14 protein-coding genes and 3 pseudogenes are annotated in these 16670 nt (G+C 71.7%); 10 read left to right on the top strand and 7 right to left on the bottom strand.

The window, feature by feature from the left end; genetic code table 11:
- Positions 1 to 420: 420 nt before the first annotated feature.
- The 6 genes from A6A06_RS40915 to A6A06_RS41775 all read left to right on the top strand — a co-directional run bounded on the left by A6A06_RS40915 (position 421) and on the right by A6A06_RS41775 (position 8351).
- Positions 421 to 2505: an eCIS core domain-containing protein gene (locus A6A06_RS40915; RefSeq protein WP_242440806.1), complete on the top strand. Its 2085-nt coding sequence runs from the start codon at positions 421 to 423 to the stop codon at positions 2503 to 2505.
- A 258-nt stretch (positions 2506 to 2763) separates the two neighbouring features.
- Entirely contained in the window at positions 2764 to 3111 is a 348-nt protein-coding gene (locus tag A6A06_RS18340; RefSeq protein WP_199930973.1) for a polyprenyl synthetase, read from the top strand.
- Complete coding sequence (locus A6A06_RS18335; RefSeq protein WP_073762384.1) at positions 3104 to 4177, top strand: polyprenyl synthetase family protein; 1074 nt, start codon at positions 3104 to 3106, stop codon at positions 4175 to 4177. Before A6A06_RS18340 ends, A6A06_RS18335 begins: the two co-directional genes overlap by 8 nt.
- Positions 4178 to 4295: 118 nt before the next feature.
- The gene (locus tag A6A06_RS18330) at positions 4296 to 5444 is read left to right on the top strand and encodes an oxygenase MpaB family protein (protein WP_073762394.1); all 1149 of its coding nucleotides are present in this window, start codon (positions 4296 to 4298) and stop codon (positions 5442 to 5444) included.
- A 637-nt stretch (positions 5445 to 6081) separates the two neighbouring features.
- Entirely contained in the window at positions 6082 to 7917 is a 1836-nt protein-coding gene (locus A6A06_RS18325; RefSeq protein WP_079194110.1) for a 1-deoxy-D-xylulose-5-phosphate synthase, read from the top strand.
- Between the two features lie 263 nt (positions 7918 to 8180).
- Complete coding sequence (locus tag A6A06_RS41775) at positions 8181 to 8351, top strand: hypothetical protein (RefSeq protein WP_199930972.1); 171 nt, start codon at positions 8181 to 8183, stop codon at positions 8349 to 8351.
- Positions 8352 to 8621: 270 nt separating this feature from the next.
- Here the strand turns inward: A6A06_RS41775 and A6A06_RS18320 are convergent, their stop codons facing one another.
- Positions 8622 to 8816: a hypothetical protein gene (locus A6A06_RS18320; RefSeq protein ID WP_199930976.1), complete on the bottom strand. Its 195-nt coding sequence runs from the start codon at positions 8814 to 8816 to the stop codon at positions 8622 to 8624.
- Between the two features lie 143 nt (positions 8817 to 8959).
- The gene (locus A6A06_RS18315; protein ID WP_073762392.1) at positions 8960 to 9418 is read right to left on the bottom strand and encodes a MarR family winged helix-turn-helix transcriptional regulator; all 459 of its coding nucleotides are present in this window, start codon (positions 9416 to 9418) and stop codon (positions 8960 to 8962) included.
- A gap of 82 nt (positions 9419 to 9500) precedes the next feature.
- Between A6A06_RS18315 and A6A06_RS18310 the strand changes: the two genes are divergently transcribed.
- Positions 9501 to 9872: a VOC family protein gene (locus A6A06_RS18310; RefSeq protein ID WP_073762382.1), complete on the top strand. Its 372-nt coding sequence runs from the start codon at positions 9501 to 9503 to the stop codon at positions 9870 to 9872.
- The gene (locus A6A06_RS18305) at positions 9869 to 10897 is read left to right on the top strand and encodes a DNA-3-methyladenine glycosylase family protein (RefSeq protein ID WP_199930975.1); all 1029 of its coding nucleotides are present in this window, start codon (positions 9869 to 9871) and stop codon (positions 10895 to 10897) included. Before A6A06_RS18310 ends, A6A06_RS18305 begins: the two co-directional genes overlap by 4 nt.
- A 192-nt stretch (positions 10898 to 11089) precedes the next feature.
- Here A6A06_RS18305 and A6A06_RS18300 read toward each other — a convergent pair whose 3' ends face one another.
- Entirely contained in the window at positions 11090 to 11515 is a 426-nt protein-coding gene (locus A6A06_RS18300) for an STAS domain-containing protein (RefSeq protein ID WP_199930970.1), read from the bottom strand.
- 217 nt (positions 11516 to 11732) lie between these two features.
- On the bottom strand, positions 11733 to 12110 hold the full coding sequence (locus A6A06_RS18295; protein ID WP_073762380.1) for an ATP-binding protein: 378 nt from the start codon (positions 12108 to 12110) through the stop codon (positions 11733 to 11735).
- 185 nt (positions 12111 to 12295) lie between these two features.
- Between A6A06_RS18295 and A6A06_RS43940 the strand changes: the two are divergent.
- Positions 12296 to 12505, top strand: a pseudogene (locus A6A06_RS43940) (peptidase inhibitor family I36 protein); the annotation flags it as partial.
- A 161-nt stretch (positions 12506 to 12666) separates the two neighbouring features.
- Here A6A06_RS43940 and A6A06_RS18290 read toward each other — a convergent pair.
- Positions 12667 to 13389, bottom strand: coding sequence for a dienelactone hydrolase family protein (locus A6A06_RS18290; protein ID WP_073762379.1), 723 nt, complete (start codon positions 13387 to 13389; stop codon positions 12667 to 12669).
- A 369-nt stretch (positions 13390 to 13758) separates the two neighbouring features.
- Between A6A06_RS18290 and A6A06_RS43520 the strand changes: the two are divergent.
- Positions 13759 to 13875: pseudogene (locus A6A06_RS43520) on the top strand (HipA family kinase); the annotation flags it as partial.
- 536 nt (positions 13876 to 14411) lie between these two features.
- Here A6A06_RS43520 and A6A06_RS18280 read toward each other — a convergent pair.
- Together A6A06_RS18280 and A6A06_RS18275 are read right to left on the bottom strand one after the other, a co-directional pair.
- Complete coding sequence (locus A6A06_RS18280; protein WP_199930969.1) at positions 14412 to 15161, bottom strand: hypothetical protein; 750 nt, start codon at positions 15159 to 15161, stop codon at positions 14412 to 14414.
- Between the two features lie 77 nt (positions 15162 to 15238).
- Positions 15239 to 16670, bottom strand: a pseudogene (locus A6A06_RS18275) (hypothetical protein); the annotation flags it as partial.

Genomic DNA, 16670 nt, shown 5'->3' with positions numbered 1-16670 from the left:
CGCCACGGCACGAGCGGGCCGGCGGCCCGGGGCATCCACGCCGACGGCGGGGTACACCGGGGCAGCCCCGCAACCGTTGGTTTCCTGACAGATGTCACACCTGCTAGATGCCGGACCCGCCCGACAGGTTCGCCCCCGGACGGCACAAAAGACGGGAGTGCGGCCCTGAGGGGCACGGCCGGTCGGCCCACCGAACAGGAGGCATACAGGGCCGAGTTGGTCGCAGCCCGCCGCGGCGGCGGAACACGATCATGGGCTTGGCCCGGGAGTGTGCCCGGTTTTCCGGCGGACGATGGTGCCCGTTCGACCGGACGACACTGCCCTCGCGTACCTGGCCGACACGGCGGTGTCCCGCTTATGAAGAGAGATACCGCCCGGCGTGGGGCGATGGAGACGTCCCGACATCCCGGAGGAGATCCCGTGCAGCAACGTGACGAGGCCCGGGAGGCCGGCACCGGCGGGAAGCGGCCCGCGGGCCGCCGCGCCGCGCCCCGGGCCGGCGGACCGCACGCGTCCCTCCTCGCTCTCCAGGCGAAGGCCGGTAACGCCGCCGTGGTGCAGACACTGCGGCAGGCGGGCCACACCGGCGCGGCACCGGATCGGCACGTGCACGGCGCGGGGTGCGGTCACGAGCAGGCGGAGAAGCCGCCGGTGCAGCGTTCCGCCGTGCACGACGTGCTGCGCGGCGCGGGCCGGCCGCTGGACGACTCGGTCCGCGCCGACATGGAGATGCGGCTCGGCGCCGACTTCTCCGACGTCCGCATCCACGACGACACGTCCGCCAGGGCGTCCGCCGCGGAACTCGGCGCCCGCGCCTACACCTCGGGCAGCCACATCGTCGTCGGCGCGGGCGGAGGCGACCGGCACACCCTCGCGCACGAGCTCACCCACGTCATCCAGCAGCGCCGGGGCCCGGTCTCCGGTACCGACCACGGCGACGGGGTGAGCGTCTCCGACCCGTCCGACCGGTTCGAGCGGGAGGCCGAGGCCACCGCCGCCCGCGTACTGAGCCTGCCTCCGGGGCACGCCGCACCCGCCGGGACGGCAGCGTCCGCGCCGGGCACCGGGCACTCGCCCGCACCGGGTACCAGGCAGCCGTCCGGGCCGGGCGTCACCGCGCAGCGCCTGACGCGCGGCTCCCGCGGCTCGCGACGCGCGGGCCGGGAAGACCCCGGCTACGCGCTGGCCGAGGCGCAGCGGACCCAGATCGAATCCCTGCCCGCCCTGTACGTGCCGGCGGAGACGTTCGGCCGCGACGGCAGCCAGCCGTCCGTGCCCAGGTCGGCGTACGCGGTCCCGCAGCCGGGCGACGTGGAGATCCTCCAGATGCGGGCTTCCCCGCTCCCCGCCGTCTCCCACCACGCCCCCGGACCGCGGGCCGACTGGCCGATGAAGTACCAGTCGGGACAGTTCGTCTACGAGATCCAGATGGTCAACCGGCCGCACCGGGCCGGAACGACCCTCATCGACCCCACCCGCGGCTTCGAGGTCGTCAAGCGCAAGCTGAAGATGCGCGACAGCGGCCACTCGGCGGGGCGCACCTACCGGTTCCAGGAGCGCTGGGCGCCCAACCCCGCGTACTGGGGCCCCATGCCGGGACCGGAGGCCGAACTCGCCGCGCAGGCCGCGGGGCTGGGCCCCGACAGCCGCCTCATGCAAGCCGACCTGCCGTACTTCCGGAACCTGCCGGCCCCGCGGGACCAGCCCTTCGTGTTCTCCGTCGCCAACGACCGCGTCGACCCGCACTTCGGGCGCTCGGACGGCACCCAGAAGGACAGCCGCAAGGACGTCAGCGCGGCCCACTTCGACCACAAGGCCGCGCGCGCGGGCTCCGGCGACACCCGGCTGAAGGCGTACACGGCACTCTCGTCGCCTCCCCAGGTGGGCCGCGGCGACGCGGGCCGCAGCCCGCACCGCACCATGGGCAACGTCCAGGCACACGAACTCATGGGCGACGACGGGCGCAAGGGCTCGTCCGGCACGCGCCTGGCCTCGCACGAGTGGTGTCACCTGGTCGGCGACGGCGACGGCGGCCTGGACATCCCCGAGAACCTGGTGATCGGCACCAACGCGGTCAACACCGAGCAGCTCGCCATGGAGACGGCGCTGCGCCCGCTGGTGCCGCACCTGCGCGCCCGGGGCTACTCGATCCAGCTGGACGTCGAGGTCCTGGTCGGCAAGACGCCCGAACGGCGCTCCGGTGTCCCCGGCGGCAGCTGGAACCTTGCCAAGTACATCAGTTACCGGATCTCGCTCGTCCCGGAGGGGCAGGTGCGTTCGAGCCTGCGGCGGGAGATCCACCGGCAGATCATGGACGGGCGGCGCGGCACCATCACGGAGCTGGAGTTCACCTACCTGCGGCGTACGGTGCGCGCGAAGCTGGAGGCGGCCATCGAGGAGATCGACGAGGCGGAGCGGGCGCACCAGGCGCAGGCCGCGGCGTTCGCCTACGGCGGGGCGGGCGGCCAGTACCCGGGCTCCGCGGGGCAGCCCTCCTACTACTGATGCCGCTGAAGCCTGGTCCGGGGGCCCGCGCCCGGTGCTGTTCCCCTCCGGGGGACACGGTGCGGAGCCGCCGCCGTACGGGATCGGGACCGGCGCTGTCCGCGTGATGGGGTGATCGTCACTCCATCGTAGGAATTGTGGTCCACCGGCGGGGGGCGGGGAGCCGGAACAGCGGCTTGCGTCCGTGCGGATCGGTTCACTGGTAGCTCCCGGGCGGTCGGACGATCGCATCGGAACGGGAGCAAGGGAGTACCGGACATGCCGGAGCAGAAAGAGGGAACCGATTCCGCAGGTACCGACCCCGCAGGGACCGATCCGTCCGGGGGGCACGCCACCGCCGGAGCCGAGCACCTGGCCCTACTCGCCGTCGGCATCGCCGACTTCGCACTCGAACGGCTGCGGGACGCCGCGGACCGGGGCCGGCACCTGCTGCACCGCTCCGACCTGCGGGACCTTCTCGCCGACGGGCTGAACGACCTGCGCGCCCGTGGCGAACTGGCCTCCCGCCGTGTCACGCCGGACACCGGCAACCACCTCGAAGTGATGGCCTGCCGCGCGGCGCAGCGGGCCGCGGCGGCCGACGCGTCCGGACCGGCTCATGCATGACGCGACGGGATTCAAGCAGCGCATCGACGCGTACCTGGGCCGGCTCGCCGACGAGGAGGAAGCCGAGCTGCTGCGCCTCTCCGGCGAACTCGCCCCGCTCTGCGCCCAGCTGCGCAGCTCGCTGACGAGCGGGAAGCGGCTGCGCGCCGCCTTCCTCTACTGGGGCTGGCGGGCCTCCGGGCAGCCGGACTGCGACGGCGTGATCAAGGCCGCGGCCGCCATGGAGCTGGTGCACGCGGCCGCGTGCACCCACGACGACATCATCGACGACAGCCGGCTGCGGCACGGCCTGCCGACCGCCCATGCCGCCTTCGCCGCAGGCGGTGTCGGTGCCTGGGAGGCCGCGGCCGAACAGCCCCACGGACACCGCCAGGACCGTTCCGCCGCGCTCGCGATGATGCTGGGCGACCTGCTGATGGGGTACGCGGGCAAGGTCTTCGCGACCTGCGGCCTGCCCGGCGCCTACGTGGCGCGGACGGTGCCCCTGTGGTCCTCGCTGCTGCGCGAGACCGTCGCAGGGGAGTTCCTGGAAGTCCTGCGTACCGGAGGCGGCACGTCCGGCGTCGCCGAATCCCTGGAGGTCGCCCGGTACAAGACGGCCAAGTACACCGTGGAGCGGCCGTTGCACATGGGGGCCACGCTCGGCGGCGCCTCCCGGGGCGTACACGCAGCCTTCACCGGATACGGGCTGCCGCTCGGCGAAGCCTTCCAGCTCCGCGACGACCTGCTGGGCACCTTCGGCGACCCGGGCCGGACGGGGAAATCGAACCTGGACGACCTGCGGGACGGAAAGCCCACCGCCCTGCTCGCGCTGACCCGCTCGCTGCTCTCTCCGGAGGACGGGCGGCTGCTGGCCAAGACCTTGGGCGGCCCGCGCCTGGACGAGGCCGGTGCGGCGCTCGTACGGGAGCTGATGGAGCACAGCGGTGCGCGGCAGCGCGTCGAGGACATGATCGAGGAACGGATCGCGCGGGCCCGCGCGGCGCTGGACTCCGTGGCGCTGCCCGCGGACGCGCGCTCGGTGCTCGGTGCGCTGGCGGCCTCGGCGGCCGACCGGTCCCTGTGAGGGCGACGAGAGAGACGAGGAACCCGTGACCACCGAGACCACCGGAACCGCTGAGACCACCGGAACCGCTGAGGCCACTGACACCGCTGAGACCACCGCGCGGTACACCGACGCGACGCTGGACCAGCTGCGTACCCAAGGCGACCCGCTCGCCGACGAGACCGTGGCGACCATGTTCGAACGCGGAGAGGTATCGGACTTCAACACCCTCATGCGCTTCTTCACCACCGCCGGACACAAGCTGCCGGAGGGCCTGCCGCGGTCGGCGGCGTCCTACCTGGAAGCGACCGGCATGCCCCCGGCATGGGTGGACTGGGACATCATGGAGCGCGCACGGCTGTTCTTCATGGACAACGCCGCGCACATCAACACCGGCCTGTCCTTCACCGCCATGCCGACCACGTACGCCGTACCGCGCGTGGCCAAGCTGCTGGCCTCCACGCACTCCATGGACTACCCGTCGCGCCGGATGGCGAACACCGGGCAGTTCGTCACGTACCTGATGCAGACCAACGCCTTCGAGGAGGGCAGCAAGTTCATCCCGGCCGCGCAGAAGGTGCGCCTGCTGCATGCCGCGGTGCGCCATCACCTGACCGGGTCCGGGCGCTGGGACAGCGAGCGGGACGGCATGCCGCTCTGCCAGGAAGACATGATCGGCGGGCAGATCTGCTTCTCGATCCTCGTACTGGACGCGATGCACCGCCTCGGCATCCACATGAGCCAGGAGGGCGCGGAGGCGTACTACTACGCCTGGCGTGTCGTCGGCTCCATCCTGGGCTGCGACATGGAGGCAGCGCCGAAGAACCTCACCGAGGCCCGCGCGTACGCCGATCTCTACCTCCTGCGCAACCTGGGGCCCTCGGAGGAGGGCGTACGGCTGAACAACCAGCTGATGCGGATGTACGAGGACGTCGTCCCCGGCACGCTGTTCGACCCGATCGTCCCGGCCACGATCCGCTTCCTCGTGGGCGACACCATCGCCGACTGGCTGCAGGTCCCCCGCAGCCCGTGGGACACGGCGGCCAAGGCCGTGCCCCTGATCCTCGGCCTGCTGGAGGCTGTCGAGGACAGCAGCCCGCTGGGGGAGTGGGCACTGGACAAGGCAGGCAGCCTGGTCTCCGGCTTCGAACTCGCCTCTCTCACCCGCGGCCGGGTGATGCAGTACGCCATCCCCGAGGAACTCAAATCCGACTACGGCCTGCGGTCGCAGCAAGCACGCAACCAGCGCTGGGTACCACCCGCTCCCACGTCGGTGGGGGCGAACTGAGAAGGGCGCAGTTCCTTCAGGGGGATGTGGCCGGGGCGCCGAAGCCGCCGGGCTCCGCACGCCACTCAGGACGCTAGCAGGGCCATGGCCGCTGCCAAGGGCGCACGGAGGCTCGCGGGTTGTTGACGGTCGTCAGGGGCGCGCGATGCAGCGGACGGTCGGTCTTCGGCGAAGGCGGCGGCTGACTGCTGTGGCCGGGTGGCGCAGGTGGTGGCTGCGAGGGCGGGTCGGCCGCTGCGTACGGCCCGTACCGGACGCACCGTGAGCTGGCCGGTTGCAGGCGCCACCGGGGCAGAAGAGCCGTTGACCGGCCGGTGTGACGGGGTGGTGCGCCGGGCGAGCCGGCGGCGGCAGCCGAGCTGTGCCCGTGCGGCGCGTGCGCCGAAGAAGCACCCGGTGGTGTTACTCCGTGCGCTGCCGGAACGGGGGTTGTCAGGGACCGCGGTCTGCGGTGGGCTCAAAGGGCAGCTCGGCAGCGCCGCGGTGCGCGATGCCACAACGTGGGGCCGGGCTGGTACCAGGGGGGAACCGCCTCTTCGATGCCGGGTGGTTTCCCCCTGGGTGCAGGCATGTCAGGCGGCGGTGCCCGCCGTCCTCCACGCCCCCGTTCATGATCCCCCACCCCCGAGGGAAATCGATGCGTCCAGCTCCGAGACCGGCCCGGACACCGCAGGCCGCCGATGCCGACGGCGACATACCCGTGACATCGCCGCGCTGGCTGCCGCAGGCACTGCGGGAGCTGTCGCCGCGTGAGATGGCCGTGGTCGCCGAGCAGATCCGCGCCTTCCTGATCGAGAACGTATGCCGCAACGGCGGTCACCTGGACGTCAACCTGGGTGTGGTGGAGCTGACGCTGGCCCTGCACCGGATCTTCGACTCACCCCGGGACGCTCTGGTCTTCGACACCGGGCACCAGGCCTACGTACACAAACTGATCACGGGCCGGGCTGCGGATTTCGGCCGGTTGCGTCGGCGCGGCGGGCTCTCCGGCTACCCCAGCCGCAGTGAATCGGTGCACGACTGGGTGGAGAACTCGCATGCGTCCACCAGCATTTCCTACGCCGACGGCCTGAGTGCGGCGTTCGCCGCGAAGGGGGAAACCGGCCGGTGGGCGGTCGCGGTCATCGGCGACGGCGCCCTGACCGGCGGGCTGGCCTGGGAAGCGCTGAACAACCTCGGCGCGGCCGGGGGACGGCGGGCCGTGGTGGTGCTCAACGACAACGGCCGCTCCCACGCCCCGACCAGCGGAGCCCTGGCCACCCACCTCGCTGCCCTGACGGATTCCTCCGACTCACCCGACGTGCGCGAGACGCACAACATCTTCACCTCCCTGGGGTTCACCTACCTCGGACCGGTGGACGGACACGACCTCGGCGCGGTGGAGGCCGCCTTGCGGGAGGCGCGCGCGGCCGACGGGCCGGTACTGGTGCACGCCATCACGGCCCAAGGCAAGGGCCACCCTCCGGCAGAGGCCGACGACGCGGACTGCCCGCACGCGGCGGGCGCCGTCGACGAGGCCACCGGAGCAGCCCGCGATGCCCCGGCACCGACCTGGACCGATGTGTTCGGCGGTGAGCTGGCCGAGCTGGGCGCGGGCCGTGCCGATGTGGTGGCGGTGTGCGCGGCGATGCTGCGCCCGACCGGGCTGGGCGCGTTCGCCGACCGCTTTCCTGAGCGCACCTTCGACGTGGGCATGGCCGAGCAGCACGCGGTGTGCTCCGCCGCGGGAATGTCGATGGGGGGACTGCACCCAGTGGTCGCCGTGTACGCCACGTTCCTCTCCCGCGCCTTCGACCAGCTGCTGATGGACGCCGCGCTGCACCGCCTCCCGGTCACCCTGGTCCTGGACCGGGCCGGCATCACCGGCCCGGACGGCCCTTCCCACCACGGCATGTGGGACCACACGCTGTTCTCCATGGTGCCCGGACTGCGCCTGGCCGCTCCCAGGGACGCGGCCACCTTGCGGGCCCTGCTCGCCGAGGCGCTGGCCGACCAGGACGGCCCCACGGCCCTGCGGTTTCCCAAAGGCGCGGTGGGCGTGGACGTACCGGCGGTGGGCCGCCTGGGCCAGGTGGACCTTCTGTCCGCCGTGGGGCGCGATGTGCTGCTGGTGGGGGTGGGCGCGATGGCCGGCCCTTGCCTGAGCGCTCGCGACGACCTGGCCGCGCGCGGACTGGAGGTCACCGTCGCCGCCCCGCGCTGGGCGTTACCGCTGCCCGAAGAACTGGTACAGCTGGCCGCCCGTCACCGCCTGGCGGTCACCGTCGAGGACAGCTCCCGTGCGGGCGGGGTCGGCAGCGCCCTGGCCCAAGCCTGCACCGACGCCGTCGTCTCCACCCCCGTACACACCCTGGGGCTGCCGCGCACCTTCCTGACCCACGGCTCCCGCAGCGAACTGCTGGCCGCGACGGGCCTGGACGCCGGGGGCATCGCCACCGCCGTCCTCCTGGCCTGGAACGCCCGCCGCCGGTGATCTCGCACCGCACCCGGAGGCTGTGATGACCGCGAACGGACCGTGCAGATCAACCAACTCCCCGTCGGCCGCGCCCTGGAGGACCTGCCGCAAGGGCGGCCTGTAACCACGCGCTCGCCATGGCCCTCGCCGTCGCCGGGTGGCGGCGCCACCGTCAGCCGTGTACCCAGGCACCGGCCCAGCCGCGTACCCAGGCACCGGCCCAACCGTGTACCCAGGCACCGGCCCAGCCGCGTCTCACGACGCCGGAAGGAGGCACCGCCGTGCTGAGCGCGCCCCGCGGCCTGCTCTTCTGGCTCATCCTCGTCGTCCTGCTCTTCCTCATCGCCATCGCCCCGGCCCAGACCGCCCACACCCTCATCGACATCGTTCACGGCATCGGCAGGTTCTTCACCGGCCTGAAGAAGTTCGTCGAGACCCTCAGCGCCTCCTGACCGCCTGCTGTCCCTCGCCGACGAAGGAGCCGAACCCGTGCGAACCCTGCTGTTCATCCTCACGGGCTGCATCGTCCTGGCAGCCGTCGCCTGCGCGGCCGTGCCGTCGACGAAAGCGGACGTACACGTCGTCCCGCTGCCCGTCACCGGCGCGCCTCTGACGAGCGGGTCCGCGGCGCCACCGCCCAGCGGCCCCGCGACCGTGACGGTCTCCGTCACTCCGGGAGCGCCCCGTGCCGTGACCTCCGCACCGGCCCCGCCCTCCGCCACTCACACCCGGGCCCCCACCCCGAAGCCCGTCCCAGCGGCCCCCTCCACCTCCATCGCCCCCTCCGCCTCTCCGACCGGTGCTCCCGCCTGCCCCACGTCACCGGCCCAGCCGACCGACCAGCCGCCCGCGTGCAGCACTTCGCCGTTGCCGTCCTCCTCCTGGCCGCCTCCGTGCCCGCCGTCAGCAACACCCACCCCCGCACTCACCCCCACCCCCGCACTCACCCCCACCCCCACCCCCGCACCCACACCCTCCTGCTCATCCGCCCCGACACCGGACGGGCCCGCGCCTTCCGGTGTCGATCGCGTCCGGCAGCGGTCGGAAACAGGCTGGCGGGTCATTCCTCCAGGGCTGTCGCGATGTGGTCGAGGTCGGTGAGGAGCGCGGCCATGCGTCGGGTCGGGATCGCGGTGATCATGCGCTGTTCGACGGCGTAGACGGCGGACTGGACCGCGGCCAGGCGCGTCTGGCCCGCCTCGGTGAGGCGGGCGGGCCGGGCGCGGCCGTGGTCGGCGGTGGCGGGGCGGGTGATCAGTCCTGCTTCCTGGAGGCCCCGCAGTACGACGTTCCCGGACTGCCGGGTGACGAAGGTCGCGCGGGCGAGGTCGGCGTTGGACATGCCGGGGTGCAGGGCCAGGAGTTCGAGGGTGGCGTACTGCGGCACGGTCAGCCCGTGCTCGCGCAAGACCTGGTCCATGGCGCCGCGCAGCGCGGCCTGGGCGCGTTTCAGCAGGTATCCCACGTGGTGGGTGACGTCCTTCGCGGGGTGGGGCGGCTCGGTCGGCATGTTCTCCATCATGTCAGCATTTTGACATGAGTGCCCTGGCGTCTTAGTCTCCCTGATGTCAAAACACTGACATCAGAAGCGAGGAAAACCCATGTCTGTCACCATCGACGGCCCCGACTTCGTGGCGCTCCAAGTCCGCGACCTGGACGCCGCGGCCGCCTTCTGCGAGCAGCACCTGGGCCTGCGCCGAGCCGCGGTTTCGCCGCCGCACGCGGTCGTGTTCGACACCGAGCCGACACCGTTCGCCGTCCGCGAACTCCTCCCGGGCGTCGACCTCGCCGACACCGCACGGCCCGGCCTCGGAGTGCTGCTCTGGTTCCGGACTCCCGACGCCCACAAGCTCCACGAGCAGCTCACCGCAGCCGGGGTCAAGATCCTCACCCCCATGGAAGACAGCCCCTTCGGGCCGAAGTTCTCTTTCGAGGGCCCGGAGGGCTACGTGCTCACCGCGCACGGAGGCTGACCGTGACCGCCGCCGTCTCCCTCGTTCCGGCGGGGCTCTTCTCCCTCGCCTCCGGCATCCGGTTCCTGGAGTGCTTCACCCCCGCCGGTTACGACCACGCGGCCGACGGAATCCTCCGCCTGGCCTTCCCCGCCGACGACTCGACCTCCGTGGTCGCGGCCGCCGTCCGGCAGGAGGCGGGAACAGGCGGCGGCACCGGCACGGTGCGGGCCGAATTCACCGTGCACCCCGCCGCCCCCGCCCCGGCGGAGGCGGCGACCGCCGAAGCTGCTGACGACGAGGCCGTGCGGGCTCAGCTCGCCCGCATCCTCTCCCTCGACGTCGACGGCACCGGATTTCCGGCCCTCGCCGCGGATCCCGTGGTGGCCGGCCTCATGGCGGACTACCCGGGGCTGCGTCCGGTGTGTTTCTACTCGCCCTACGAAGCGGCCGCCTGGGCCGTCATCGGCAACCGCATCCGCGTGGCCCAGGCGGCGGTCTTCAAGGCCCGTATCGCCCGCCGTCACGGACAGGGCGTCCACATCGCAGGCCAGACCCTGTACGCGTTCCCCACCCCCGCCGTCCTGCGCACCATCACCCACGTGCCCGGCCTGACCGACATCAAGATCCAGCGACTGCACGCGCTGGCCGAAGCCGCCCTCGACGGGCAACTCGACGCAGCCCGCCTGCGCGCCCTGCCCTCCGACTACGCCCTCGCCGAACTGCGGTCCCTGCCCGGCATCGGCCCCTTCTCCGCCGAACTCGTCCTGATCCGGGGAGCAGGACACCCCGACGTCTTCCCCCGCCACGAACCACGCGTCCACCGGGCCATCGCCACCGCGTACGGGCTCGACGGCCCGGCCGCCGCGGACGTTTCCGGACTGGCCGAGATCGCTGACCGCTGGAGGCCCTATCGCAGCTGGATCGCCACCCTGCTCCGCACCCGCGCCGCGGAGGGGACGGCGATGCCGGTCCCGCACGGTTCGGGTCCGGGACGTGCTCGATGGGCCGCCGAACCAGCCATCACACGCGCTGCGCCTCGGTGATGTCGCCGCCTGGATGGTGGCTTGGTGCAGCGGAACCGGGATGGTCGGCTGACGTGCCTCGGGCGATCGGGAAATCCGTCCGCTGCCGAGCCTGGCCCCCCGCCCGGCGGGCCACCTGGCTCCGGCCGAGCATCCAACTCGTACCCGTCAGGCTCGTACCCGTCAGGCTCGTACCCGTCAGGCTCGTACCCGTCAGGCTCCCGGGTGGAGCAAGCCGCCGCCGAGGACGGCCTCCACCGTGGCCTGGGGGTGCAGGAGCGTACTCAGCCCGGCCGTGCGCAGGATCCGCAGATGCCAGGGGCGTGCGCAGACCAGGGCGAAGCGGCCGTCGTTTTCCAGGGCCCGGCGGCGGCTTCGGCAGAGCAGCGTCAGGGCGGAGCAGTCGAAGAAGGCCGTCGGCCGCAGGTCCACGATCACCCGGGGGGCCGGGCAGGTGAGCGCGGCGTCCAGCAGCGGGCCGGCGCGAGCGGCGGTGACGAGGTCGATCTCGCCGTGCAGCTCGATCACGGTGAATCCGTCGACGACGTAGGCGTACGCGTTGCCGTACGCCTCGGACCGGGCCGACGGCAGGCCCCACGGGCCCGGCGGTCCGGCAGCGTGGCCTGTTGCTCTGTTCATCACCGGTCCTGGTCCGGCACGTCCCGAACCGGCGATGGCGGGATCGTGCGCTCAGCAGACAGCATCACCAGGAGATGGGGTGACGGACAGCAGGGTAGAGAAGTCGCCTACCGGAAACGGCCGGACACTCGCCGTTGCCCCGAACGAGCGACGCACGCGCGGACGGTCGGCAGACGGCCGGGACCGCCTGGTCGGCAGACGACCAGAGCCGCCCCGTTCAGCAAACGGCCAGCACCGCACGGACGGTCTTGCCGCCGTCACGGTCGCCGGTGACGGCGAAGCGGCTCGCCAGCAGCCGCACCATCGCCAGGCCCCGCCCGCTCTCCGCCCACAGCGACAGCTTCCCGGTGCGGGGCGGGAGCGGGCTGTCGTCCTGGACTTCCACCGTCAGTTCGCCCTGGTCGACGCGGAGCCGCAGTCGGCAGGCGCTGTGGCCGTGTTCGGCGGCGTTGGCGACCAGCTCCGAGACGATCAGCCGGGCGTCGTCCAGTTGCTCGCGGGCTCCGGCGGGTGCCCGGCGGTCGGTGAGGAACGCCGTGGTCAGCCGCCGTGCCCAGCGGGCTGATTCCGCATCGTCCGGCAGGGTGTACTCCACTCGGGTCCTACGCCTTCGGGCAGGCCCACGCCGGTACGGGCGCATCGTCACCACTTCCCTCCCCGGGACCGCCGCAGGCCTGTACCGCGAGCCTGCGGGGCCGCTCGCGGTGAGCGGCCGGTCCGACCTGACGCAGATGCCCGCTCCATCTGATCCCCAACCTGGCCGACGCCGGAACACCCCCTATGCCAGGACCACTTGGCAATGTCTGCCCGGCTGAGGCCGCACGGGCGGGACGGTCCGAACCGGCCGTCGGGGCGGCGGCGGGCTGTCTCGGTGCGACGATCATGTCCGCGCCTGCTCAGGCGGCGAGCGGTTCGTGCGCACAGAATCACGTCTGCCTCTGGTCGGAGTACAACTTCAAGGGCCGGTCCGGTGACATCGCTGCGCAGCCGGGCAAGTGCTACAACGGCCGTTCCGTTCCGGCGAAGTCGATCAACAACAGCAGTGACGCAGTGGCCCACCGCGGCCGTCGGCCTGACAGCCGCGGCCGGGGCGGTCGTGCAGCTGTCGACCACCGGGTCGTGCAGCTGCCGGCCACCCCGACGGCCCGGCCTCACTTCAGGTGCCGGCCGAAGAACCGGCCCCCGTCCTCCACCTCGAACCACGGTGTGCCGGTGTGCCCGCCCATATTGGCGTGCAGCGTCTTCTCCTTGGCGCCGAAGGCGTCGAACAGGTCCAGGGCCCGCTGCCGGGGGTTCCCTTCGTCGTCCCACTGCAACAGGAGCAGCAGTGGAACGGTGACCTGCCGGGCCTCCTCGCGCTGGGCGCGGGGCACGTACCCCCCGGCGAAGAAACCGGCGGCCGCGATGCGGGGTTCGGCCACCGCCAGCCGGATGCCGAGGGCGGTCCACCCCGAATACCCGACCGGGCCGCCGATCTCGGGCAGCGCGAGGAGGGCGTCCAAGGTGGTCCGCCATTCCGGGACCGCCTTTTCGACCAGCGGGCCGACGAACGACTCAAGGATCTCGTCGGTCGGCTCGCCGGTCCGCATCGCCCGGCGGATGTCGGCGCGGGCCTGTTCGTCAGCGGCGGAACGGGGCCGGTCGCCGCACCCGGGGGCGTCGATGGCGGCCACCGCGTAGCCGTACGCCGCGAAGTGCCGGGCCCGTGCCACCAGCCGGGCTTCCTTCTTGGGCAGGCCGTTGTTGTGGGCCATCAGGATCAGCGGGGCCGGTGCGGCGGATTCGGGCATCCACAGGGTGCCGGGGATCTCGCCGAGGGTGAATTCGCGTTCGAGGACGCCGTTGTCGAGGCGTTGTCCGGAAGTGAAGCGCATGGTCGTGCCTTTCGGGAGGGCTCGTGAACGGCGCTCCCGGACGACCTACCGCCCGACCGTGACCCCTGAGGGGAGCACCCATGTCGATACTGCGTTCACGGGTACCACCTCCTCGTTCTCTCGCACGGCCGCCCGAAAACTAGCAGTGGCCGCAGCGGTCCGCCAACAGGTTTTCGGGGCCCGCCGGGCTCCCCTCCGCGTCCGGGGCACGGCACATTTCCGCATGCGGGCACGGCGCATCTTCGCGTCCGGGGCGCGGCACACCTGGAACTGATGCAAGCGCATCGTTATAGTGGCCCCGTTACCGGCGCGCTGAATCGACCATCGGCCGCTGACCTGCGACGACCCCCAGGAAGTAGCCTGATCCGCATGTTGTCCGAAGTCACCGCGACCCGCTACGTCACGCCCTTGCGTGAGGGAGGGTCGCTTCCGGGGATCGTCGAGGGTGACGATTTCGGTACGTACGTCATGAAGTCGTCTACCGCATCGGGCTGACCTGCGAGTGTGCGGTGTCGCGGGTCTCTGACCTGCACCGATGGGTCTTTCTGCGTCTTTCAGGGCCATGCCGCGTTATGCGGCCGATTCTCCCCAGCCGCTCCCCAACGGCGGCCATACTCCCCCAATTCTCCCCAGGGAGGGATCGCTGCAGACGTCGGTAACGTGCGCAGTCAGCCCTTCGAGTGGGCTTCTGCCGCGTACGCTGTGTGACGCAGTCGGGCCATCCTATGGGGCGAGGGCCTGGGTTGGTGACGTAGGCGCTAAACCCGGGAGCCGGGCCGGGGCCGTGTGTCGTCCTCCCCGTCGGCGGGTCTGTGGTCGGTGCTGCGGACCCGTGTGGGTGATGCATGGGTGCCCGCAGGTCTAGATGCGGTTCAGGGCGATGTCCTCCGCCATTAGTTCCGCGGCGGTTGCAGCTCGTCCTTCTCCTGGTGGACGATGCCGATGTTGGAGTGTGGGAGGCTGCTGTCCTGATTTTGGACGGTGGCCTTGCTGTAGATACCTGGGCGGCTCCGCTCAGGACACTACGAGCCTTCGATCCCGCCAGAGCGAAGAGGATGCGGGGCTGACTTCGGCATGGTGACCTTGTCGATGCCTGCAGAGATGACCGCCCCACTGGTCGACACATCGGTGAAGGTCACATTCCACCTGTGGTCCTGTAGACGCTGCTGTTCGTGGCAGAGCGCATCATGCAGTGTCCGCATGCCGGGGGCGAGGATCCAGGTCCCGTCCCGATAGTGCTCGAACCCGAGGCGCGACCACGCGCGGCCAAGGCGAGCGCGAGCCGCAGCGAGAGCCGCCTCGTCCACTTCCCCCCAGGATCCCGGCGGAGGCATGGGTGCGTTGTCGTCCAGGGGGCCGGGGAACAAGGCGATCACCCCAGCCCCGTGGCTGAGGTGGTCCAGGGCCAGCCCGGTGAGGTAGACGCCGAGCCCCTGTCCACGAAAGCGCCGATCCATCCTGACGCGGTCAACGATCGTAGTCTTGCCCGGAAGAGCGAGGTCCTCGTGCAACTCGTCCCGCAGGTCCCCCAGCTCGGGGTCGTAGAGGGCGGTCCCGATCTCGCAGAGATCGACGCTGACGGCGTCGAGGCTCTGGACGACGTTCGGCGAGCGCCAGTGATCGACGACGTACAGCTCGATCGTCCCGAAGCAGGGTCCGGGGCCTTCGTCCTTGAAGTGCATGCCGATGTCCCAGCGCTGGACGCTGTCGTCGTGCCCCGGTCCGAGCCAGTGCTCGCTTGAGTAGCTGAGGATGATGTCGTCGATGCCCACGGTCTGCACCCATGTGCAGGGGGCCGCCTGGTGCTCGGCCGGCGGAGCCTGGACAGGTGGCGGGATACGGGCGCCGTTCACGACTCCTCGCTCTCAGGGCGAGCGTGCGGGATCAGCGGCCGGGTGCTCCCGTGTTCGGTGACGAGCAGCTCGGTCGTGGAGGCCGGGAGGACCTGGGGGGTGGTGAGGATGATCTGGGCGTTGTCGCCGGCGGTCGCCGCGCAGACCTTCAGGGCGGCGTCGACGAGACGCTCGCCTTCGGCGCCGCCGCCGAGGCCGTCGAAGGGGGCGTCGAGCCACTGGGTGGCGGGCAGGCGGACGAGCGGCATGGTGCGGGCGGCTTCGAGGCACATGAGGTGGTAGGCCGTATGGGCCAGGCTCACCAGGCCCGCGGACCGGGCGAGTTGCTTCATCGACCGATTATTGATCTTGGGTGTGAAGGTCTTCGGGTCGATCACAGCAGCGCGGATCTTGTCGGGCGCCATCGGGATTACCAGGTCGGCGAAGATCTGCGACAGCCACTTCGCAGTCTGTCGACGGTGTTCCTGGGAGTCTCCCTCCGCGGCCGCCCACTCTTTTGCCGCCTCGTCCGCCCGCCTCGACAAGGAACTGGCGAGCTTTTCGAGTTCGCCGATCCGGACCAGCTCCTTGCGTCGGTCCTTCACGTCGGCCAGCCGGGCGCGTGCCTCGGCCTCGGCGGCGGCCGCCTGGGCCAGAGCCTTCTCCCGCGGAGTGATCTCCTTCGCCCGGTACGCCTCGGCCCGGCCAGCCAGCCGCTCGGACTCCGCCTCAGTCTTTCGCCGCGCCGCGACGGCCTTCTGCGCTGCCTTCTGCAGGTCACGCAGGTCCTTCTCCGCGGCCACCGAGGCAGCCTTGGCCTGCCTCAGTTGCTCGTCTCGCGCAGCCTGGCGGGCGGGAAGACCGGGATCCGGCTGTCGGCAGAGCGGGCACAGCGGGCCCGCCCCGGACAAGCCGCGCAGCCGCTGCTCGCAGTCCGGGCAGTGCGTCCGGCCCCGGGCTGCCGCCTCGGCCTCGGCCTGAGTGCGGCGGGACAGCGCACGCCGCTCGTAGACCGGCGCGAGCCCCCGCTGAGCCCGGTCCGCCGCGGCGCCGGCGTCGGCCACCGCCTTCCTCCCGGCGGCATTCTCCTTCTCGCGGCGCGTCAGCACTCCGCGGTGGTGGTCGATCGAGCCGGCGAGCTGCAGGCGCTCAGCCACCCACCGGTCGGCGGTCTTGGCGTACGTCTCCTGCTGCATGTCGAGGTCGAAGGGGGTGGGAAGGCCGTACTCCAGGCGCTGCTCGATTGCCTTACGCAGAGCGTTCTTGGTCCGTGCCTCCTTGCCGCGGGCGGCCTTCGCCTCTGCCTTGAGCCGGGCGGCTTCCTCATCGAGTACACCGAAGCAGACCTCGAAGGTGACTTGCAGGTCCTGGGCGTTCACCGAGCCGAAAAGTTCCCGGCCCGCGTGGTGCTGCTGCAGGTACAACAGCACTAGGCGCTGTTTCTCGGAT

The sequence above is a fragment of the Streptomyces sp. CB02923 genome (assembly GCF_001905005.1).
Lineage (GTDB): Bacteria > Actinomycetota > Actinomycetes > Streptomycetales > Streptomycetaceae > Streptomyces.
The sequence above is the reverse complement of the archived record's forward strand: the minus strand, read 5'-3'. Positions and strand labels throughout refer to the sequence as shown.

Excerpts from the sequence above, each read along its gene's own strand:
- A6A06_RS18340 (WP_199930973.1), top strand. The coding sequence starts at position 2,764 with ATGCCGGAGCAGAAAGAGGGAACCGATTCCGCAGGTACCGACCCCGCA.
- A6A06_RS18335 (WP_073762384.1), top strand. The coding sequence starts at position 3,104 with ATGCATGACGCGACGGGATTCAAGCAGCGCATCGACGCGTACCTGGGC.
- A6A06_RS18325 (WP_079194110.1), top strand. The coding sequence starts at position 6,082 with ATGCGTCCAGCTCCGAGACCGGCCCGGACACCGCAGGCCGCCGATGCC.
- A6A06_RS18315 (WP_073762392.1), bottom strand. The coding sequence starts at position 9,418 with ATGGAGAACATGCCGACCGAGCCGCCCCACCCCGCGAAGGACGTCACC.
- A6A06_RS18310 (WP_073762382.1), top strand. The coding sequence starts at position 9,501 with ATGTCTGTCACCATCGACGGCCCCGACTTCGTGGCGCTCCAAGTCCGC.
- A6A06_RS18300 (WP_199930970.1), bottom strand. The coding sequence starts at position 11,515 with ATGAACAGAGCAACAGGCCACGCTGCCGGACCGCCGGGCCCGTGGGGC.
- A6A06_RS18290 (WP_073762379.1), bottom strand. The coding sequence starts at position 13,389 with ATGCGCTTCACTTCCGGACAACGCCTCGACAACGGCGTCCTCGAACGC.